Here is a 20,317-nt window from a genome sequence, read left to right on the forward strand (position 1 = left end):
GATCGATTTCGATGCGGAATCATCGTTGGACGCGATCGGTCGCGGCCGGTCATGATGGGCGCATGCTGCACACGACCGCTTTCGCTGCCCTTCTGACGCAGCGCCGAGTCATTGACTTCGGCGTGGCGTGCAGCGCGCGCTGTCGTTGACCCACCGCCTTTCCGCGGCACCCTTCCCGAGTTATCGCTGATCACGTCCGCCCTGCGCACTGACACGTGACGGCGGCTCCGGCCTGCTCGCCAATTCCCCCTTGCTCAATTCCCCTCCCCTTTCCCCTCGTTGGGAGTTGTCACCCCATGCCCTCTTCCTCCCTCTCGTCCTGGGACGAACCCGAAGGCCTCGCCGCGCGCGGCACGTTGATCGTGCTGGGCGGGCGGGGCGAACACGGCGGTGTCTACGAGCGGTTCGGCCGCCGGCTCGGCTTCGACGCCTACCGCGTCCGTGCCCTCGGCGACCCGACCGCCGACCCCGCCGTACTGGAGCAGGCCGCCAAGCTGCTCGCCGACGAGTCGCTGCCCGGCCCGAAGGTGCTGGTCGGTTCCGACACGGGCGCGCGCTACGCCCTTCGGCTCGCCGCCGAGCAGACCGCGGGCGTCGACGCGCTGATCCTGGCCGGGCTGCCCACCGGCGCCTGGACAGCGGGGAGTTGGGAGGAGGAGGCCGCGGCGCGCACCGCCTGCCCCACCCATCAAGGGCGGCTCACCAACGACCCCGACTTCCGCCGGGGCGCCATCGGCGAGACCCTCGACCTGCCCGAACCGCGCCTCGACCTGGTGCGCGTCCCGGTCCTGGCCCTGCACGGCAAGGACGACACTATCAGCCCGCTCGACCGGGCACTGAGCGTCTACGACGGTCACCCGGGCGTGCACACGGTCGTCTTCCACGGTGGCCGGCACGACGTCCTCAACGACGCCCTGCACCGCACCGCCGCCGCCACGGTCGTCCTGTTCCTCGAACGGCTCCGGCTGGCCCCCGAGGCATCGGCGACCTCCGAAGTCCGCGAACTGCCCCTGATCGCCGAGGTGTTGACATGAGCAGCCGCGTGACGACCACGGTCCCCGAGCTGGCCGAACTCCTCGGCTCCGAGCGGCCCCCTGTGCTGCTCGACGTCCGCTGGGCGCTGGGCGATCCGCACGGCCGCGACCACTACGCGGACGGTCACATCCCGGGCGCGGTCTACGTCGACCTGGACACGGAGATGGCCGCGCCCGCGAGCCCGGAGGGCGGCCGGCATCCGCTCCCCGACCTCACCGAACTCCAGGAATCCGCCCGCCGTTGGGGCATCGGAGACGGCCGGTCCGTCGTCGTCTACGACGACCTGGGCAACACGGCCGCTGCCCGCGCCTGGTGGCTGCTGCGGTACGCGGGCGTCACCGAAGTGACCCTGCTGGACGGAGCGTTGGGCGCCTGGCGGGCGGCGGGGCTGCCGCTGGAGTCCGGGATTCCCGCCGATCCGGCGCCGGGTGATGTCGTGCTCCGCGCGGGTGCGCTGCCCATCACCGATGCCGACGGGGCCGCCGAACTCGCCGTAACCGGGCTGCTGTTGGACGCCCGTGCCGGTGAGCGCTACCGGGGTGAGGTCGAGCCCGTGGACCCGCGTGCCGGACACATCCCGGGAGCCTTGTCCGCGCCGACCGGGGAGAACCTGGCGGCGGACGGGACCTTCCTGGCACCGGAGTTGCTGCGCAAGCGGTTCGAGGAGCGGGGGGCCGGGGACGCGGCGCGCATCGGCGTGTACTGCGGGTCCGGGGTCACCGCCGCCCATCAGATCGCGGCGCTGGAGATCGCCGGGTTCGAGGCGACACTGTTCCCCGGTTCCTGGTCCGCCTGGTCCGCCGATCCCGCGCGCCCGGCGGCGACGGGAGACCGGCCATGACGACGAAACCACTGGACGCGGCGGTGCTGCCGCAGCAGAAGGAAGTCGTGCCCGCGCCGTCCACCCGGGTCACCATCCGCGGGACCACGAAGGTCAACCGCCGTTTCACCGTGCCCCGTTCGGTGCGCCGGGCCGCCGGACCCGTCGGCCTAGTCCTCCTCTGGTTCCTGACCTCCGCCACCGGGGTGCTCCCCGAGTCCGTGCTGGCCTCCCCCGTCGACGTCATCCGCCAGGCGGTGGACCTGACGAAGAACGGCGAACTGCCCAGCGCCATCGCCGCGTCGGGCCGCCGTGCCGCCATCGGCTTCCTCATCGGCGCGACCGTCGCCCTGGTCCTGTCGCTGGTGGCCGGGCTGTTCCGGCTCGGTGAGGACGTCATCGACTCCTCGATGGGCATGTTCCGGGCGATCCCCTGGGTGGGGCTGATCCCGCTGTTCATCGTCTGGTTCGGCATCGAGGAGACCCCGAAGATCGCGCTGGTGGCGCTCGGTGTGACGTATCCGCTGTACTTCAACATCTACGGCGGCATCCGCTCCACCGACGCCCAACTCGTCGAGGCCGCACGGATGATGGGGCTCGGGCGGTTCGGGCTGATCAAGTACGTGATCCTGCCGAGCGCGCTGCCCGGGGCACTCGTGGGCCTGCGGTACGCGCTGTCCACCGCGTGGCTGGCGCTGGTCTTCGCCGAGCAGGTCAACGCGGACGCGGGGCTCGGCTATCTGATGAGCAACGCCCAGCAGTACTTCCGTACGGACGTCATCGTGCTGTGCCTCGTCGTATACGCGCTGCTCGGGCTGGCCTGCGACTTCGCCGTACGGATCCTGTCGCGTCGGCTGCTGACCTGGCGGGCCAACTTCGAGGGTGAGGCGTAGACATGGCCAACTCCGTTGAGATTCGGGGGCTTTCGCGGGCCTTCGACGGCAACACCGTGCTGCACGAGCTCGATCTGGACATCCGCGAGGGCGAGTTCGTGGCCCTGCTCGGGCACAGCGGCTGCGGCAAGTCGACGCTGCTGCGGATTCTCGCCGGGCTGGATGACGAGATCGGCGGCGAGGTGACGGTGCCCGCGCGGCGCAGCGCGGCCTTCCAGTCGCCGCGGCTGCTGCCGTGGTTGAAGGTGTGGCGCAACGTCGTGCTCGGGCTGCCGGGGCGTCCGGACCGGGCGCTCGCGCTCAAGGCGCTCGACGAGGTCGGCATCGCGGAGCGCGCGACCGTCTGGCCCAAGACGCTGTCCGGCGGTCAGGCCCAGCGGGTCTCGCTCGCCCGTGCCCTGGTCCGTGAGCCCGAACTCCTGCTGCTGGACGAGCCGTTCGGCGCGCTGGACGCGCTGACCCGGGGCAAGGTGCAGGCGCTGGTCGCCGAGCTGTGGCGGCTGCACGGGTGCGCGATCCTCCTGGTCACCCATGACGTGGAGGAGGCGCTGCTGCTCGCCGACCGGGTCCTGGTGATGGACGAGGGCCGTATCGCCCACGAGGTGACCGTCGACCTGCCCCGCCCCCGTGATCTGACCGCCCCCGAGTTCGTGACCCTGCGCGCCCGCCTCCTGAACTGGCTCGGCGTGACCCGCACTTTGGAAGGAACCCCCTCGTGATCCGCAGAATCGCCGCCGCGACCCTGAGCCTGGCCGCCCTGCTGGCGCTGAGCGCCTGCGGCGCCGACTCCTCGGCGGACACCTCCGCCGGCGGGCAGGTCACCCTCACCATCGGCGACCAGGCCAAGACCCTCCAGACGATCATCGCCGCCTCCGACGCGCTCAAGGGCGCCGAGTACAAGGTGAAATGGGCCGAGTTCCAGGGTGCGGCCCCGCTCTACCAGGCTGTGCAGGCGGACGCCGCCGACACCGGGTACTCGGCTGACCTGCCCGCGCTCCAGGCGCTCAGCGGCGGTGTCAAGATCAAGAACATCGCCGCCCTCAAGAACGACGGCACGCACGTCGGGATCGTCGTCCGCAAGGACTCCGGCATCGACAGCGTGAAGGACCTCAAGGGCCAGAAGGTCGTGGTGTCCTCGGCGAAGGGCAGCATCTCGGAGTACCTGCTCGCCAACGTCCTCAAGCAGAACGGGCTCAACTACAAGGACGTCAAGGTGCAGTACCTGCTGCCGACCGACGCGCAGGCCGCCTTCGCCTCCGGCAAGGTCAAGATCTGGGCGACGTTCGGCGTCTACCAGGCGGTCGGCCTGGAGCAGGGCGGCAGGCTCCTCGTCGACGGCGCGGACGGCCGGGTCAGCGGCTACGGCTTCATCAACGCCTCCGAGAAGGCCCTCGCCAACTCGGCGAAGAAGACCGCCCTTTCGGACTTCCTCCAGCGGCTGAGCACGGCGCTGAAGTGGACCAGCACCCACCAGGACGCGTACGCGAAGGCCATCGAGCAGCGCAACGGCGCCGACGCCACGGTGGCGAAGACGCTCGCCTCCGCCGCGTACAGCCAGGTGCTGCCGATCACCTCGGACGTCAACACGACCGTCCAGCAGGTCGCCGACCTCATGAACAGCATCGGGGTCCTCGACCCGAACGTGGACGTGGCCAAGTCCGCGGACACCTCTCTGCTCAAGTGACCTTTCCTGTTTAGGAGTTCGCTCATGCCTGTCGAGTTCATCAGTGCCGTCCACACCGACTCCGGGGCCTCGGGTCCCGCCGCGTCGAGCCGTACCGGCCTCGACGTCGACCACCTCCGCAAGTACGCCCGAGCGCTCGACGACGGCGGCTTCGACCACACGCTGGTCGCCTACCACTCGGCCTCGCCCGACGCCTTCCAGATCGCCCAGTTCGTCGCCACCCACACCGAGCGCATCCGCCCGATCCTCGCGCACCGGCCCGGCGTCATCTTCCCGACGCACGCGGCCCGCGCCCTGGCCACGCTGGATCAGATCAGCAACGGCCGGCTGACGCTGCACATCATCTCCGGCGGCAGCGACGAGGAGCAGCGCCGGGAGGGCGACTACCTCAACAAGGCCGAGCGGTACGAGCGTTCGGACGAGTACATCCAGATCCTGCGCAAGGTGTGGGAGGCCGACGGGCCCGTCTCGCACGAGGGCAAGTACTTCACCTTCGAGGGCTACTACTCCGACGTGAAGCCGGTGAACGGGCTCGTCCCGATCTCCGTCGGCGGCTCGTCCCAGGACGCGTACCGGGTGGGCGGGCAGCAGGGTGACATCTTCGGTCTGTGGGGCGAGCCGCTCAAGGAGACGGCCGAGCAGATCGCCGCCGTCAACGCGGTCGCGGATGCCGCCGGGCGCCCGCATCCCCGTATCTGGGTGTCGTTCCGCCCGATCATCGCGCCCACCGAGGAACTCGCCTGGGAGAAGGCTCACCGCACCCTCGGTGTCCTCAAGGACCAGGCGAAGAACACCGAGTTGCTCCGCCACTACCGCACCACAGGCCGCCCCGCGAACGTCGGCTCCCAGCGTCTCCTCGACATCGCCGAGCGCGGCGAGGTCCAGGACCGCTGCCTGTGGACCGCCCCCGCCGTCGCCACGAATGCGGCCGGCGCGTCAACTGCCCTTGTGGGCACGCCCGAGACGGTCGCGCAGGCCCTCCTCGACTACGTCGACATCGGCTGCGACCTGCTGTCGATCCGCGGCTACGACCCGCTCAACGACGCGATCGACTACGCCCGGCACGTGCTGCCCCTGGTCCGCCAGGAGCTCGCCCACCGGGCGACGACCTCACAGGCCGCCTGAACCACTTCCCCTTCCTGATTGCGAACTCCCCTATGGAGACTCCGTGTTGTTCCGCCGTTCCCTGCGCGCGTCCGCCGCCGCCCTCGCTCTGCTGCTCCCGTTCGCCGCCGCCTGCGGAGGCGACGCGAGCGCCGACTCCTCGTCCGACGTCTCCTCCGTGACCCTCAAGGTCGGCGACACCGGCTGGAAGGTCAGCGAGGCCGTCCTCAAGTACGCCCACCTCGACGACACCCCCTACAAAGTGAAGTGGAATCTCTTTCAGGGCGGCGACCTGCAACTCCAGGCCATGCGCGCCGGAGCACTGGACCTGGCCTCCTCCAGCGAGATCCCGCCCATCTTCTCGGCCGCCGACGGCAAGCCCAACTTCAAGGTCGTCGCCGTCCAGCGCGGCACCACCCTCAACCAGGAAGTCATCGTCCCCAAGGGCTCCAAGATGACCGACATCGCCGGCCTGAAGGGCAAGAAGGTCGGCTACGTCCAGAACACCACCGCCCACTACTTCCTCTACGAGCTGCTGAAGCGGGCCGGGTTGACGTGGTCCGACATCGACGCCAAGCCACTGCTCCCCAACGACGGCCTCGCGGCCCTGAACGGCGGCTCCATCGACGCCTTCGCCTCCTACGGCACGTCGGTCATCACCGCCCACCAGCAGGGCGCGACGACGGTCGGCTCCGGGGCGGACATCCTCTCCGGCAACTTCCTCTGGTCCGCCCGCGACAGCGTCCTGAAGAGCCCCGCCCAACGAGCCGCCGCGGCCGACCTGATCGCCCGGATCTCCAAGGCCTACGCCTACGTCCGCGACGGCCACGAGGACGGCTTCGCGAAGGTCACCGCCGAGGCCACCCACCAGCCCGTGGCGCAGGCCAAGTCGGACCTGGTCGCCGCGCAGAAGCAACGGCCCACGCAGGCCCGGACGGTCGGCGCCGACACGATCGCCTCCCAGCAGAAGGTGGCCGACGCCTTCACCGAACTCGGCGCGCTCAAGAAGCACTTGGACGTGAAGTCCTTCTGGACCACCGCACTCAACTCCGACCTGAAGAAGGCCCTGTGACCGCCCGCATCGCCGAACTGGCCGCCGGCTACGACCAGTCGGGCGCCTTCCCCGCCGACTCCCTCCGCATCGCCCACGAGGCCGGACTCCTCACCGCGACCATCGGCGAGTCCTACGGCGGCCGGGGCGCGCGCGTCGAGGAGAGCGCGCGCATCCTCCACCGGATCGGCCAGGGCGACCCGTCCGTCGCCCTGATCGCGGCGATGACCCTCAACACGCACGCCCGGCAGGCCGTACAGCCGCACTGGCCCGAGGAGTTGTACGCGCGGATCGTCAAGGAGTCCTTCGAGCGGCCGGTGCTCGTCAACCACGCGCGCGTGGAGCCGGAGTTGGGCTCCCCCGCGCGCGGCGGCCTCCCTTCGACGCTCGCCCAGCGCACCTCGGACGGCTGGTCGCTGAGCGGCACCAAGCGCTTCGTGACCGGCGCGGAGGGCCTGGACTGGTTCCTGGTGTGGGCCACCACCGACGAACCGGAGCCGCGCGTCGGCACCTTCCTGGTGCCCGGCGGCTCCCCCGGCATCGAAATCACCGGCCGCTGGGACCAGTTGGGGCTGCGGGCCAGCGGCAGCCACGACGTGACGTTCCGGGACGTGGAGATCCCGTACGAGCACGTCATCGGCATCGGCCCACACGGTGCGTCGGCCGAGCAGGACAACCGGGCGGGCGCCGCTCTCCATCTCCCCCTCGCAGCCCTCTACTTGGGGGTGGCACGGGCGGCCCAGTCCTTCTTCCACACGTTCGCCCACGCGCGCGTGCCCGCCAACCTCGGTCATCCGGTGGCCCGCACGGAACGCTTCCGCAGGACCGCCGGGGAGATCGAGGTACTGCTCGCCGCCGCCGAGCACCTGGTGTTCGACGGGGCCGCCCGGGTGGACTCCGGCGACTCCTCGTACACCCCCGAACAGGCGCTGGGGGCACGGGTGCTGGCCGACCGGCACGGCGTGCGGGCGGTGGAGCTGGCCGTACGGCTGCTCGGCAATCCCGGGCTCGCGCGGGGCAATCCGCTGGAGCGGCACTTCCGGGACATCCAGTGCGCGCCCGTGCACGCACCCCAGGAGGACGTCTCCCTGCTCGCGATCGGAACGAAGGCGTTGAACCCGTAACTCGCCTGATGACGGACCCCATGTCGGCACGCACAGTGAAGGTACGGAACCGGTGACCACAGCTCCCCCCACCACCCCCACCGCCGCCGCCCGGCTGCTCGGTCTGCTCGCCCGGGATCTGCCGCCCGACCAACTGGCCACGGACCCGCGCACGTTGGCCGCGCACACCACGGACCGTTCGGGCACCCGGCCGGACGGCGTCCCGCTCGCCGTGGTGCACGCGCGGCGCACCGAGGACGTGACCGTCACCCTCCGGCACGCGAACGCGCTGCGGGTGCCGGTGGTGCCGCGTGGTGCGGGCACCGGTCTGTCGGGCGGGGCGTCGGCCGGTGAGGGCGTGCTCGTGCTGGACCTGTCCGGCATGAACCGCATCCTCGAACTGTCGGCCGACGACCAGCTCGCGGTGGTCGAACCGGGCGTGATCACCGCCGAGTTGGACCGGGCCGCGGGTGAGCACGGCCTGCGGTACGCGCCCGATCCGGCGAGTGCGGCGATCTCCACGATCGGCGGAAACATCGCGACCAACGCGGGCGGACTGCGGTGCGCGAAGTACGGGGTGACGCGCGACAGCGTGCTCGGTCTGGAGGCCGTCCTCGCCGACGGGACGGTGGTCACGACCGGCCGCCGTACCGTCAAGGGGGTCACCGGCTACGACCTCACCGCGCTGCTGACCGGCTCCGAGGGCACCCTCGCCGTCATCACCTCGGCGACGCTGCGGCTGCGTCCGATGCCGGTGGCGACCGCGACACTTGCCGCCTACTTCGACTCGTTCGACGCGGCGGCCGAGGCGTCGTACGCGATCGGGCGGGCCGGAGTCGTGCCGGCGCTCGCGGAGCTGCTCGACGGGCCGGTGCTGCGGGCCGTCGATCCGGCGTTGGGCGAGCGCGGGTCGGCGCTGCTGCTGGTGCAGTGCGACGGGGCGGGGGCGGCCATCGAGGCGGAGCAGGTCGCACGGGTGCTGGCGCCGACGGCCACGAGCGTGGAGACCACCGCCGACCCGATCGAGGCGGAATCCCTGCTCACCGCCCGGCGGCTCGCCCTCCCCGCGCTGGAGCGGCTGGGCCGGCCGCTGATCGAGGACATCGCCGTGCCCCGCTCGCGGCTCGCGGAGGCGGTCCGCGAGATCCGCGCCATCTCCGCCCGGCACGACGTGCCGGTCTACACGCTCGCGCACGCCGCCGACGGCAACCTCCACCCGATCATCGTGGTCGATCCGTCCCTGGACCGGCTGCCGGACGCGGCCTGGGAGGCGGCCGGCGAGATCTTCGCGCTGGCGCTGCGACTCGGCGGGACGCTGACCGGCGAGCACGGTGTGGGCGTGCTGAAACGGCAGTGGGTGGCGGACGAACTCGGGCCCACCGCCCACGCGTTGCAGCGCCGACTGAAGGAGGCGTTCGATCCCCGGGGCATCCTCAACCCCGGCAAGACCCTCTGAGCCGCCCCGGATCGGATACCGCCGAACGGGTGAGGGCGAGTGATCCGGGGGTGGTGCGGGAGCACGTGCGGTTGGCATGTGCCTCGACCGCCGTCCGAAGTCATCACTCGTCGTGACCGACAACGGGTAGCTGTACGCACGGAATGTGACGGCCGCAGTCGTCCCGTCAACGGACGCAGTCGTCCCGTCACCCGTGCGACAGGAGAGAAGGCACCATGTCGGTCGACACCGGTACCGCGCCCGAGGCGGGCGCCGAGGAGCGGGAACAGCAGAGCCTCGGTACCGCCGCGGCACGCACTCTGGCGACCACGACCAAGTCCGCACCCCAGATGCAGGGCATCAGTTCTCGCTGGCTGACCCGCATGCTGCCCTGGGTGAACGTGCCCGGCGGCACCTACCGCGTCAACCGCCGGCTGTCGTACACGCGGGGCGACGGACGGGTGACGTTCGTGCAGACCGGCGCACAAGTGCGGGTCGTCCCGGCCGAGTTGAGCGAACTCCCGCTGCTGCGCGGCTTCGCGGACGCCGACGCGCTCGGCGCGCTGGCCGCGCGGTTCGAGCAACGCGAGTTCGCACCGGGCCAGTTGATCGTGGAGGCGGGCCGCCCCGCCGACCAGGTGTTCCTGATCGCGCACGGCAAGGTCGAGCAGCTCGGTGAGGGGCCCTACGGCGACGAGGCGGTCACCGGTCTGCTGGCCGACGGCGACACCTTCGGCGGCCAGGTGCTCGCCGACCCCGACGGCAGCTGGGAGTTCACGGCCCGCGCGGCGACGGCCACCACGGTGCTGGCGCTGCCGCACTCGGCGTACCAGGCCGTCGCGGAGCGGCACCCTGAGCTGAGCGCGCACGTCGCGTCGGTGGGTTCGGACGAGCACGGCCCGGTCAACCCGTTCGGTGAGGCGGCGATCGCCCTCAGCGCCGGACACGTCGGCGAGCCGGATCTGCCGGGCACGTTCGTGGACTACGACCTCGCCCCGCGCGAGTACGAACTCAGCGTCGCCCAGACCGTGTTGAAGGTGCACAGCCGCGTCGCCGACCTCTACAACCAGCCGATGAACCAGACGGAGCAGCAACTCCGGCTCACCGTCGAGGCGTTGCGTGAGCGGCAGGAGAACGAGCTGGTCAACAACCGGGACTTCGGGCTGCTGCACAACGCCGACTACGACCAGCGGATCTCCACCCACTCCGGGCCGCCGACCCCCGACGACCTCGACGAACTCCTCAGCATGCGGCGCGACACCCGCTACCTGTTCGCCCATCCGCGGGCCATCGCCGCGTTCGGCCGGGAGTGCAACAAGCGGGGCGTCTACTTCAGCGGCATCGACGTCGGCGGCCACCATCTGCCCGCCTGGCGCGGGGTGCCGCTGCTGCCGTGCGGCAAGATCCCGGTGAGCGCGTCCCGTACGTCGTCGATCATCGCGATGCGCACCGGCGAGGACGACCAGGGCGTGATCGGCCTGTACCAGACGGGCATCCCGGACGAGCTCGAACCGGGCCTCAACGTACGGTTCATGGGCGTCAACGAACAGGCGGTCATCTCCTACCTGGTGAGCACCTACTTCTCGGCTGCCGTCCTGGTGCCGGACGCGATCGGCATCCTGGAGAACGTCGAGGTCTCCCGCCGGGACGGCAACTGACCCAGACGTAGGGCTACTTCAGGAACGCGTCCAACCGTGCCGCGTCCGGCGCCGTAGCCGGGCCCGACGCGGTGACGGCCAGGGCGGCGCCCGCGTTGGCCCGGTGAGCGGCGGCCACCGGGTCAAGGCCGCGGGCCAGGGCGGCCATGAACACTCCGGTGTGTGCGTCGCCGGCGCCGTTGAGGTCGACGGCGTCCACGGCGAACCCGGGGACGGTGACGAGGCGTTCACCCTGGCGCAGGAGACATCCGTCGGGCCCGGTACGGACGAGCACCGAGCCACGTCCCAGCCGGGATTGGAGGACGCGGGCGGCTTCGGTCGGGTCGTCGACACCCGTGAGCAGCGCGGCCTCGCGAGCGTTGCAGCTCCACCAGTCGGAGCGGGCGAGCAGCAACTCCACGGCCTCAGCGGGGATTTCGTGGACCAGTGGGCCCGGGTCGGTGATCACCGTGACGGCCGGGTCCAGTCGGGGCAGGAAGTCGAGCAGAGCGGTGCGGTTGCTGTGGTAGAGCAGGCTGTATCCGGTGACGTATACCAAGTCGCCCGCGCCGGGCCGGAGTTCAGCAAAGTCCGCAGTGCTCAGGGTGGCCTCGGCGCCGGGGCTGGTGACGAAGGTGCGCTCGCCTTGAGCGTCCACCAGGCAGACCACGAAGCCGGTGTCCTGTGAAGTCCGCGGTGCGAGCAGCACGTCGATGCCCTCGGCGTGCAGCGCGGCGCGGGCCCGGTCACCGAAAGGTCCGGTGCCGTGTGCTCCGGCGTAGGTCACCGGAAGTCCCTGACGCGCGGCGGCTGCCATGACGTTGAAGCCGCCACCCGGGGTGCGTTCGGTGCGGGTGGCGAGAACGTCACCGCCGCGCTCGGGGAGGGCGGGGACATCGAGGACCAGGTCGACGACGACATTGCCGAGGTGCCACAGCCTGCCGCTCACGGCCGGGCCCGGAGTTCGAGCAACGCGGCGGCTGTCGCGTCCAGTTGGAGCTTCGGATTGACGCGTACGAGCGTCTCCCGCGCGTCGGCCGGGAAGGCGTCCACTCCGTGGCAGGCGCCGCCGACTGCACCCGCGATCGCGGCGATGGTGTCGCAGTCCCCGCCGACGGACGCGGCAAGCAACGCGGCCCGCCATGGGTCGTCGGGGAAGGCGGCGAGTACGGCGAAGGCGGCGGGCACGGACTCCTGCGTGGCGAGACTCGTCCCGACCAACGCGTAGACGCGCTCGCAGACTTGGGCCTCGGTCAGGCCTCGCACCAGCCCGGTCGCCCATACGATCCGTTCGGCGACGTCGGCGGCGGCCACCCAGTGTCCCCGCCCCGCCGCCAACCGGGCCGCCGACACGGCCACTTCGACCGCCTCGGGAACCGACACCCCGTCAATTCCCGCGCTCACGGCGGCGGCCACGGCCGCGGCACCGGCGAGCGCGACCCCGGTGTTGTGGGTGAGGCTGCTGGCCTCGACCACCCGGTCCACCAACTCCGCCGGGTCGGCGACCGACACCGCGATGCCCACGGGGGCGATCCGCATCGCCGCGCCATTGGTGGTGCCGTAGCGCCCGACCTCGTCGACCGGGGTACCCGTGAGGACGAGTTCCACCGCGCGCTTGGTGGACGGTCCGAGGAGGTCGAGCGAGCCGCGGGCCCGCATGTCGTCCTCCCAGGCGACCAGGCGCCGGGCGAGTTCCGCCGGGTCGACGCGGACCTTGCCGTCGAGGAGCAACTGAGCGAGGAGCAGGGCCTGTTCGGTGTCGTCGGTGACGGCACCGGCCGGCATCCCGGCGGCGAGAGGGTGGTCGGGGTCGGCCGGATGGAAGCCGGTGAGGAACGGGCCGTAGCGTGCGGTGATCTGTGGGCGGGAGAGCATTTGGGTGGGCATACCGAGGGCGTCCCCGAGGGCTAGCCCGTGGAGGGCTCCGGTGGCGCGGCTCTGGAGGGTCATGGGTACTTTCCGGGGCAGAGGGCGGCTGCTGCTGGGCTGCGGGTCAGCCGAATTCGAGGGTCAGTTGGAAGTGGTCGGGGTCGAGGAGGCTCACGACATGTTCGACGAAGGAACCGTCGGCCGCCCGGCTGGTCCGCCGCGTGTCGAGGAACCAGTCACCCGCCTCGCGGCGCAGCAGCTCCGCCTCCCGCCCGTCGATCCGCCGCCCGCTCACCCGCTGCTCACCGTGGTCGGGCCGCAGCCCGGCCCGCAGCATCACCTCGGTCAGCGACTCCTGCCCGAGCCCGCGGTCGGGCAGTTCGCGCACCCCGGGCACGGGCGGCAGAAAGCTGCGTTCGTACGACACGACGACCGCGTCCGCAGCCAGTTCCCGTATCCGCTCCACGCACACGAACTCGGTGGTTTTCAGGGTGAGTTGACGGGCGAGGCGCTCGTCCCGCCGGGCGTCCACGCTGAGGGTCCGGACCCGGGTGTCGATGCCCTGGGTGGCCAGTGCGTGGGCCCAGCCGAGGCGGTCGTCCAGCGGGCGGCCGTCGAAGAGGACGTAGGAGCCCTTGCCGGTGTGGGTGGCGATCAGGCCGGCCTCGCTGAGTTCGGCGAGGGCCGCGCGGACGGTCGTACGGCTGACGCCGAAGCGCTGGGCCAGGGCGTGTTCGCCGGGGAGTTGCTCACCGGCGGGGCGGTGGCCGCTGCGGATCTCCTTGGCGAGGACGTCGGTGATGCGCTGGTGTTTGAGCCGGACGCCGGTCATGACGCTTCCCCGACCGCCTCGGCGACGGTGACCAACCGGATCAGGGGCCGGTAGAGGTCCATGACGTGCAGCGCTTTGGCGTGGGAGTCGTCGTCGACGCCCGCGCAGGCGTCGGCCACGACGAGCACCTCAACTCCGGTGTCGGCGGCGGCCAGTGCCGTGGACAGGACGCAGCAGTCGGTACTGACCCCGGCGAGGACAAGGCGGCCGGTGGGGGCGACGCGTTCGGCGAGTTCCGGGGTCCATTTGCCGAAGGTGGACGCGTCCACCAAGTACCGTGCCTGGACGGCGAGTTCGTCGGTCAGTTCCCAGAGCGGGGCGTCCGGTGGCTGGAGGGCGAAGGGCCACTGGTCGTAGTAGGCGCGCCAGGCGCCGGTGGGTTTCTCCGGTGCCACGAAGCGGGTGAAGGTGACGCGTTCGCCGAAGGCCGGCAGCAGTCGTCGTACGCCTGCCGCCGCCTCGTCGAAACGGGGCGTTGCCCAGGGGCTGACGGGTTCGGCGAAGACGCGCTGCATGTCGATGACGGCGAGGTGGCCGGGTGCGGTGGTCATACGGCGGGCACCGCCTCCGGGCTCGCGGCCTCGGCTTCCTGCCGCTGGACGCGGGCGCGGCCCAGCGCGAGGGTGCCGAGGAAGCCGAGGGCGAGGGCGGCCAGGACGCCGAGGTTGGCGTAGGCCCAGGAGCCGGACTTGCCGCCGAGGCCGAACGGGTCGAGCAGATAACCCTGCCAAGTCAGCCAGCTGGCGGCCGTGTTGGTGACCAGGCCCCAGCCGATCGCGGTGGCGGCGAGGGTGAGGAGGAGCGGGGTGAGCACTACGTCGCCGTAGCGGCCGGTCGGGCGGAAGAGGTCACCGTCGTCGTAGTCACGGCGGCGGAGGAGGAGGTCGGCAAGCATGATGCCGCACCAGGCGGCGATGGGGACGCCGAGGGTGGTGAGGAAGCCCATGAACTGGCCGAGGAAGTCGTCGGCGAAGAACACGATGTAGACGGAGCCCGCGATCATCAGGACGCCGTCGACGAGCGCGGCGAGATAGCGCGGTACCCGGAGTCCGGCCGACAGCAGGGCCAGGCCGGAGGAGTAGATGTCGAGGACCGCGCCGCCGACCAGGCCGAGGACGGCGACCACGGCGAACGGGACCAGGAACCAGGTGGGCAGGATCGTCGTCAGCGCGCCGATCGGGTCGGCGGCGACCGCCTTGTTGAGCGTGCTGGACGAACCGGCCAGCAGCAGGCCGAAGACCAGCAGGAGCAGCGGGGCGACGGAGGCGCCGAAGGTGGTCCAGCCGATCACACCTCTGCCGGACGAACTCCGGGGCAGATAACGGGAGTAGTCGGCGGCGGCGTTGACCCAGCCGAGGCCGAAGCCGGTCATCATGAACACCAGCGCGCCGATGAACTCCTGCGCGGAGCCCGCCGGTACGGCACTCACCGTGCTCCAGTGGATGTGGTCGGCGACGAGCGCGATGTAGACGATCGTGAGTACGCCGGTGACGACCGTGATGACCGTCTGCAGCCGCATGATCAGGTCGAAGCCCATCACTCCGCCGACGACGGTCAGCGCGCCGACCAGGATCAGCGCGACCACCTTGGTCTCGGTGCCGCCGCCCCAGCCGAGCCTGCTGAAGACCGTCGCGGTGGCCATCGTCGCGAGGGCGGTGAGGACCGTCTCCCAGCCCACGGTGAGGACCCAGGAGATCACCGACGGCAGCCGGTTGCCGCGCACGCCGTAGGCGGCGCGGCTGAGGACCATCGTCGGCGCGGAGCCGCGTTTGCCGGCGACCGCGATGAAGCCGCAGAGGAGGAAGGAGAAGACGATCCCGATCACGCCGGCGACGAGCGCCTGCCAGAACGAGATCCCGAAACCGAGCGCGAAGGCACCGTAACTCAGGCCCAGGATCGAGACGTTGGCCCCGAACCACGGCCAGAACAAGGTGCGTGGAGTGCCTTTGCGTTCGGCGTCGCCGATCACATCGAGGCCGTGCGTCTCGACCTGGAGCTGCCGGGACTGGGAAGTCTGGGAGGAGTCCGCCATCGTCGACCTACCTGTCTAGACGTGTTTAGTCGAGGCTAGGTGTGGGGGTAACGGGCGTCAAGGGGAGCGTGGGCGCGTCAGTGGCAGTCGCCGTGGCGGCCGAGGGTCTCCACGGGGGTCGCGCCGGGACGGATCCACTGCGGGACGGGACGGCTGGTCCCGCCCCAGGTGGCGTTCCCGTCGGCGTCCGAGCGCCAGTACCAGCAGGCGTCGCGGCCGGGCGGGTAGCCCTCGGGGTTGTCCTGCCAGGCCTCGCCGCGGCCGTAGGGCGTCATGTCGAGCAGGGCGAGGGAGCCGTTGACCGGTTCGTTGCCGCGGCCCGTCGTGGAGTAGGTGAGGAACACGCGGTCGCCGTCGCGCAGGAAGGCGAGGATGTGTCCCATCCCGCCGCCGATCGGCGCGTCGAGGCCCCGCACCGAGTACCAGGGCTGGGTGTAACCCATGAACTCGGCGTAGGGAGCGACCTCCTCCCACGCGCCCGTGGTCAGGACGGCGTACGAGACACCCCGGGCGTTGAGGTAGACGGCGTCCTTCATGTGCCAGGCCGTGGTGGTGCAGCCCTCGCACTGGCCCTGGTGCGGTGCGTGGTCGTGCCACATGTGCTGGTACACCACAAGTTCGTCGCGCCCCTGGAACAGGTCGAGGAACGGTACCGGTCCGTCGGCGCCGATGACCTCGACCTTCCCGTCGAGCTCGACCATCGGCAGCCGCCGCCGGGCCGCGGCGATCGCGTCGCCCTCACGGGTGTGCACCTTCTCGCGGATCAGCAGCTCGTCGCGCGCCGCGTTCCAGGTGGCCATGTCTACGACGGGCGGCTTGCCGGGGAGGTCACTGCTCGCGGTGCCGGGTGTGGTCGTCATGGGATCCTCCGTGGTGTGTCGTTCCGGAGTTGTTCCGGGCAGCGTCGTACGACGTAGTACAGCGCTCACCGGATCAGACTCCGGGTGCGGCCGAAACTCATCGCGGCGGGCAGGACGTCCGCTGCGGGTGCCCACATATGGCGGCGCCACATGTGCCGGCGCCACATGTGGGCACACCCCGCTGTTCCGCTCACCGGCACAGCACGCGACACGTCGCCGACCCGCCAGCAGGCTGTTCCCATCGGTCGGGGCGTCACGCGTACCGCACCACGTGGGCCGCCCTTCCGCACTCGCGAAGGGGGCAGCCATGGAGTCGTCCGGGACGCGTCAGGAGTACGGCGGGGCCGCCCGCGCTCGCCGGCGAGCTCGCCCCCGCGACCCGTTGGCCTTGTTCAGCGGGGAGTTCGACGGGGTTCACGACGTGTGGCGGTCGGCCGCGGGCACGGTGTGTGTGGCCGGGCCGGAGTCCGCCCGGGCGGTGCTCGGCAACCGCGAGGCGGCCGTCGTCGAGACGTCCGACTTCTACCGGACCCGGCACGGCGACTTCGGGCCCCGTGCCGCGCAGATCCGGATCGGCCGCGCGGCCCGCGCCCTGATGCTCCGTCATCACTTCGCGCGGCGAGCGGAGTTGCCCGGTCTCGTCGCCGAACTCCTCACCCCCAGGGCCATATGGCCCGACGCCGGCAACCTGCTCGTCCTCCGCCATCTGCGAGACGTCCTGCTGCACCGGGACGCACCGCCCCAACTGCACGTCACCGTCGAGCAGATCGTGCACCGGGCGGTCCTGGCGGGCGCGCGGCACCGTCACTCGCCGGCGTCCCGGCTGCTCTTCCGGCGCCGCGCGCTGAGCGTGCTGCACACCGAAATACGCGCCCGGCAGCGGGAGTCGGCCGGTTCACGCGAGCCACGGGATCTGCTCGACGTCATCGTGGGTGAGAGCGAGCCCGGGGCGGACCCGAGGGATCTCGCCGAGGTGTATCTCTCCTTCCTGTTCGCCACCGTCGGCTCGGTCGGCTTCACGCTCGGCTGGTCGGTGTATCCGCTCGGTACCCATCCCGACTCCCTTGCGGCGGAGCCGAGTTGGACGGTGCGGGAGACCTTGCGGCTGTGGCCGGTGGCATGGCTGTTCGCGCGGACGCCGAGCCGGGTGCTGGCGCTCGGCGGGAAGGAGGTGACCCCGCGCGACCGGCTCGCCGTATGCACCTATCTGGTGCACCGGCATCCCGGGTACTGGGAGCGGCCGGACGAGTTCGTGCCGGAGCGCTGGGCGGAGGGCGCGCCGGAGGCGGCGTATCTGCCGTTCGGGCACGGGCCGCACACCTGCGCCGGGGCGACCGTCACCATGCGGCTCCTCGAAGACCTCGTCCACCTCATCACCCATGACTGGCAGTTGTCGGTCACCCATGACGGCGCCGGTCCTCAGGTGGGCCCGGCGCTGGCTCCGCCGCGTTTCACCGCGGTGCTGAGCGCCCGCACCGGCTGTCCCGGAAGGAGGTGAACGCGCATGCGCGCCCTGTATCTCAAGGCGAAGTCGGTCCTCAACATCCGAGGCCAGTACGAGTACTTCTGGTACCTCTACCACCACATCTGACCGGCCCGGCGCGGGGAGCCGCCGCACGGTCGGCGCCCCGCGCCCCACGAGGGGGAACGTTCACGATGACCACTCCGCAGCACCCCGAGGACTTCCTGCGTTTCATGCGGATGCGCAGCGCGACCGAGGACGGGATCTTCTGGGTCGACGACACCCGGCTCGGTGTGTTCGAGCCGGAGGCGGCGCGCCACGTCAGCGCCACGAACTGGCGCCGGTTCGTGATGCACGACCGGCTGATCGACATGGTGCGGCGGCGGCACAGTCCCGAGGTGCGGTGGAGCCAAGTCCGTTCGGCGTGGCTCACCCAACTGCACACGCTCGCCACGGCGGAACACCACGGCAGCCTGATCGACCGCATGGAGCGGATCATCGACGAGCGGCTCGGGGAGGACGTCGACCTGGTGATGCTCACCCAGGACGTGGCGTTGCGGTCCATGCTGCCGGTCGCGCTGACGGGCCTCACCTCGGGCGAGGCCGAACTGGTGCGCCGGGACCTGGAGATGAAGCTGCTGCGGCTCATCTCACCGGATCCGGGCGGGACTTGGCATCATCTGCGGTTCATCGTCGTACAACTACGGTCCGGTCTTGTGGTACGCCGGGTGCTGCGGCAACGCGCGCACGGGAAGCGGCGGCGGGAGCCGGATCTCGCCGATCCGTTCGTCGACATGCTGCCCGAACTCGGTATGGACCGCGCGCTGGATGTCGTGACCGCCGTACTGACCGCGATCGGTGGGCCGCCGGGCACCGCCGCCGCGAGTCTGCTGTACGAGTTCGTCCGCAACCCCGAGTGGCAGGAGCGGCTCACCGAGGAACTGTCCGCCGTGGACCCGGTGGAGTTCCGTACGGCACCCACGCACGCGGCCCCGGTGACCCATCGGTTCGTGAAGGAGGTGCTGCGGCTGTGGAGCCCGCCGTTGCTGCTGGTCCGGCGCAACCACTTCCCCTTCGACTTCGGCAAGACCCGGCTGGAGCCCGGTGATTGGTATCTGCTGAGCCCGCATCTCATCCACCGTGACGAGCGGGTCTGGAAGCAGCCGGACGTCTTCGACCCGGACCGTTTCCTGCCGGGCGCCCCGCACGGTCCGGCGGACCGTACCTGTTATGTGCCGTTCGGCTGGGCGCCCAAGAAGTGCGTCGGCGCCAACATCGGGACCGTCCAACTGATGGGCCTGTGCCAGCTGTTGTGCACCCGGTACCGGCTGACCGTCGACCACCCCGAGAACCTCTCGATGGCGCTGCGCTTCGCCCCGGTGCCGGAGGACTTCCGGGGGCGTCTCGCCCTGCGCTAGCGAAACCTCCTGGGCGTCCGCTCGTTGAGCCTGCGTCTCGGAACTCCCGCGAAATTGTCCGTGATCCGTAACAGGCGGATCCTTCCCCGCCTTTACGCCGTCCTGACGAGTGCACGGAGTCGATCAAACAGGACAAGGGCAGGGCTGACATGGCGCGGCACGGTGGGCGGGGTTGGTACGGGCGGGTACTCGCGGCGGCGGTCGGTGTGACCGCGGTGGCGGCGGCCACCTCGGTGTGGACCGCGCAGGCCGGTGTCGTCGACAGGCAGGGCGCCGGGAACTCGCGTCCCTCCGCCGGGAGTTCGGGTCCCGCCCGGATGACCACCGTGTCCGAGGAGATCGTGCACGCCTCCGACAAGGGCGCCCACGCCGTCAACATCACGATCGACGACGGGCCGGACCCGACCTGGACGCCGGAGGTGCTCCAAGTACTCAAGGAGTACGGGGTGAAGGCCACCTTCTGCATGGTGGGCCCGCAGGCCGAGGCCCACCCCGACCTGGTCAAGGCGGTCGTCGCGGCCGGGCACCGGCTGTGCGACCACACGGTGTCGCACGACACCACGATGGACAAGAAGTCCGAGGCCTACCAGTCGCAGGAGATCCTGAACGCCGCGAGCATGATCACCAAGGCGTCCGGCGGTGTCCGGCCGGAGTACTACCGTGCGCCGGGCGGCGCCTTCACGCCGTACAGCCGGCACCTGGCCGCCTCGCAGGGGATGCGTCCGCTGGGCTGGAACGTCGACTCCAAGGACTTCGAACTCCCGGGCACGGACGCCATCATCGCGACCGTCAAGTCCGAACTGTCCAACGGGCCGACGATCCTGTTCCACGACGCCGGCGGCAACCGCTCGGAGACCGTGGCCGCGCTGCGCGAGATCCTGCCGTGGCTGAAGCAGCAGGGCTATTCGTTCGGATTCCCCGTGCGCTGAGCAGGGGCGTGCTGAACAGTGCGCTCCATTGGTGTTCGCCGTATTCCGGGTGACGAATGTGTGTGGGAAATGTGGTAACGGCCCGCGAGGTGGCGGTATTTAAGCGTGTGGGTGCCGATTCGCGCTGCTGTCGGTTCCCTATCAAGGCTTGCG

The 20,317-nt window shown here is 70.9% G+C and carries 20 protein-coding genes; 14 read left to right on the top strand and 6 right to left on the bottom strand.

The window, feature by feature from the left end:
- Window positions 1–296 precede the first annotated feature (296 nt).
- The 10 genes from SPR02S_RS16175 (at window position 297) to SPR02S_RS16220 (ending at window position 10,783) form a co-directional block, all read left to right on the top strand.
- Window positions 297–1,034: an alpha/beta hydrolase gene (locus tag SPR02S_RS16175; protein ID WP_019058023.1), complete on the top strand. Its 738-nt coding sequence runs from the start codon at window positions 297–299 to the stop codon at window positions 1,032–1,034.
- Window positions 1,031–1,876 (top strand): sulfurtransferase, encoded by an 846-nt coding sequence (locus tag SPR02S_RS16180; protein ID WP_026150593.1) that lies wholly within the window; start codon window positions 1,031–1,033, stop codon window positions 1,874–1,876. The genes SPR02S_RS16175 and SPR02S_RS16180 overlap by 4 nt, the downstream gene beginning before the upstream one ends.
- Entirely contained in the window at window positions 1,873–2,748 is an 876-nt protein-coding gene (locus SPR02S_RS16185; protein WP_019058025.1) for an ABC transporter permease, read from the top strand. Before SPR02S_RS16180 ends, SPR02S_RS16185 begins: the two co-directional genes overlap by 4 nt.
- 2 nt (window positions 2,749–2,750) lie before the next feature.
- Window positions 2,751–3,467, top strand: a complete 717-nt coding sequence (locus tag SPR02S_RS16190; RefSeq protein ID WP_019058026.1) for an ABC transporter ATP-binding protein — start codon at window positions 2,751–2,753, stop codon at window positions 3,465–3,467.
- Window positions 3,464–4,432, top strand: a complete 969-nt coding sequence (locus SPR02S_RS16195; protein WP_019058027.1) for an ABC transporter substrate-binding protein — start codon at window positions 3,464–3,466, stop codon at window positions 4,430–4,432. Before SPR02S_RS16190 ends, SPR02S_RS16195 begins: the two co-directional genes overlap by 4 nt.
- Before the next feature lie 24 nt (window positions 4,433–4,456).
- Window positions 4,457–5,557 carry an LLM class flavin-dependent oxidoreductase gene (locus SPR02S_RS16200; protein ID WP_019058028.1) on the top strand — a complete coding sequence of 367 codons (1,101 nt, stop codon included), beginning with the start codon at window positions 4,457–4,459 and terminating at the stop codon, window positions 5,555–5,557.
- Window positions 5,558–5,600: 43 nt separating this feature from the next.
- The gene (locus SPR02S_RS16205) at window positions 5,601–6,608 is read left to right on the top strand and encodes an ABC transporter substrate-binding protein (protein WP_019058029.1); all 1,008 of its coding nucleotides are present in this window, start codon (window positions 5,601–5,603) and stop codon (window positions 6,606–6,608) included.
- Window positions 6,605–7,711 (top strand): acyl-CoA dehydrogenase family protein, encoded by a 1,107-nt coding sequence (locus tag SPR02S_RS16210; protein WP_019058030.1) that lies wholly within the window; start codon window positions 6,605–6,607, stop codon window positions 7,709–7,711. Before SPR02S_RS16205 ends, SPR02S_RS16210 begins: the two co-directional genes overlap by 4 nt.
- A 52-nt stretch (window positions 7,712–7,763) precedes the next feature.
- Complete coding sequence (locus SPR02S_RS16215; RefSeq protein WP_019058031.1) at window positions 7,764–9,146, top strand: FAD-binding oxidoreductase; 1,383 nt, start codon at window positions 7,764–7,766, stop codon at window positions 9,144–9,146.
- 215 nt (window positions 9,147–9,361) lie between these two features.
- Window positions 9,362–10,783 carry a family 2B encapsulin nanocompartment shell protein gene (locus SPR02S_RS16220; protein WP_019058032.1) on the top strand — a complete coding sequence of 474 codons (1,422 nt, stop codon included), beginning with the start codon at window positions 9,362–9,364 and terminating at the stop codon, window positions 10,781–10,783.
- Window positions 10,784–10,796: 13 nt separating this feature from the next.
- Here SPR02S_RS16220 and SPR02S_RS16225 read toward each other — a convergent pair whose 3' ends face one another.
- The 6 genes from SPR02S_RS16225 to SPR02S_RS16250 form a co-directional block, all read right to left on the bottom strand.
- On the bottom strand, window positions 10,797–11,711 hold the full coding sequence (locus tag SPR02S_RS16225) for a PfkB family carbohydrate kinase (RefSeq protein WP_019058033.1): 915 nt from the start codon (window positions 11,709–11,711) through the stop codon (window positions 10,797–10,799).
- Complete coding sequence (locus SPR02S_RS16230; protein WP_019058034.1) at window positions 11,708–12,712, bottom strand: ADP-ribosylglycohydrolase family protein; 1,005 nt, start codon at window positions 12,710–12,712, stop codon at window positions 11,708–11,710. Before SPR02S_RS16230 ends, SPR02S_RS16225 begins: the two co-directional genes overlap by 4 nt.
- 43 nt (window positions 12,713–12,755) lie before the next feature.
- Window positions 12,756–13,463 (bottom strand): GntR family transcriptional regulator, encoded by a 708-nt coding sequence (locus SPR02S_RS16235; protein ID WP_019058035.1) that lies wholly within the window; start codon window positions 13,461–13,463, stop codon window positions 12,756–12,758.
- Window positions 13,460–14,014, bottom strand: a complete 555-nt coding sequence (locus tag SPR02S_RS16240; RefSeq protein ID WP_019058036.1) for a cysteine hydrolase family protein — start codon at window positions 14,012–14,014, stop codon at window positions 13,460–13,462. Before SPR02S_RS16240 ends, SPR02S_RS16235 begins: the two co-directional genes overlap by 4 nt.
- Window positions 14,011–15,495 carry a purine-cytosine permease family protein gene (locus tag SPR02S_RS16245; protein ID WP_019058037.1) on the bottom strand — a complete coding sequence of 495 codons (1,485 nt, stop codon included), beginning with the start codon at window positions 15,493–15,495 and terminating at the stop codon, window positions 14,011–14,013. The genes SPR02S_RS16240 and SPR02S_RS16245 overlap by 4 nt, the downstream gene beginning before the upstream one ends.
- A 77-nt stretch (window positions 15,496–15,572) precedes the next feature.
- Complete coding sequence (locus SPR02S_RS16250; RefSeq protein ID WP_019058038.1) at window positions 15,573–16,355, bottom strand: DUF899 family protein; 783 nt, start codon at window positions 16,353–16,355, stop codon at window positions 15,573–15,575.
- Window positions 16,356–16,662: 307 nt separating this feature from the next.
- Between SPR02S_RS16250 and SPR02S_RS55790 the strand changes: the two genes are divergently transcribed.
- The 4 genes from SPR02S_RS55790 to SPR02S_RS16270 all read left to right on the top strand — a co-directional run bounded on the left by SPR02S_RS55790 (window position 16,663) and on the right by SPR02S_RS16270 (window position 20,164).
- A complete protein-coding gene (locus SPR02S_RS55790) occupies window positions 16,663–17,853 on the top strand; it encodes a cytochrome P450 (RefSeq protein WP_026150594.1) in 1,191 nt (396 codons plus the stop codon).
- A gap of 6 nt (window positions 17,854–17,859) precedes the next feature.
- On the top strand, window positions 17,860–17,946 hold the full coding sequence (locus SPR02S_RS66540; RefSeq protein WP_461696010.1) for a hyalucidin A family RiPP precursor: 87 nt from the start codon (window positions 17,860–17,862) through the stop codon (window positions 17,944–17,946).
- A gap of 65 nt (window positions 17,947–18,011) precedes the next feature.
- On the top strand, window positions 18,012–19,235 hold the full coding sequence (locus SPR02S_RS16265) for a cytochrome P450 (RefSeq protein ID WP_019058040.1): 1,224 nt from the start codon (window positions 18,012–18,014) through the stop codon (window positions 19,233–19,235).
- Between the two features lie 149 nt (window positions 19,236–19,384).
- On the top strand, window positions 19,385–20,164 hold the full coding sequence (locus tag SPR02S_RS16270) for a polysaccharide deacetylase family protein (RefSeq protein ID WP_019058041.1): 780 nt from the start codon (window positions 19,385–19,387) through the stop codon (window positions 20,162–20,164).
- Window positions 20,165–20,317: the final 153 nt, after the last annotated feature.

The sequence above is a fragment of the Streptomyces prunicolor NBRC 13075 genome, assembly GCF_000367365.1.
In the GTDB taxonomy this organism is placed as follows: domain Bacteria; phylum Actinomycetota; class Actinomycetes; order Streptomycetales; family Streptomycetaceae; genus Streptomyces; species Streptomyces prunicolor.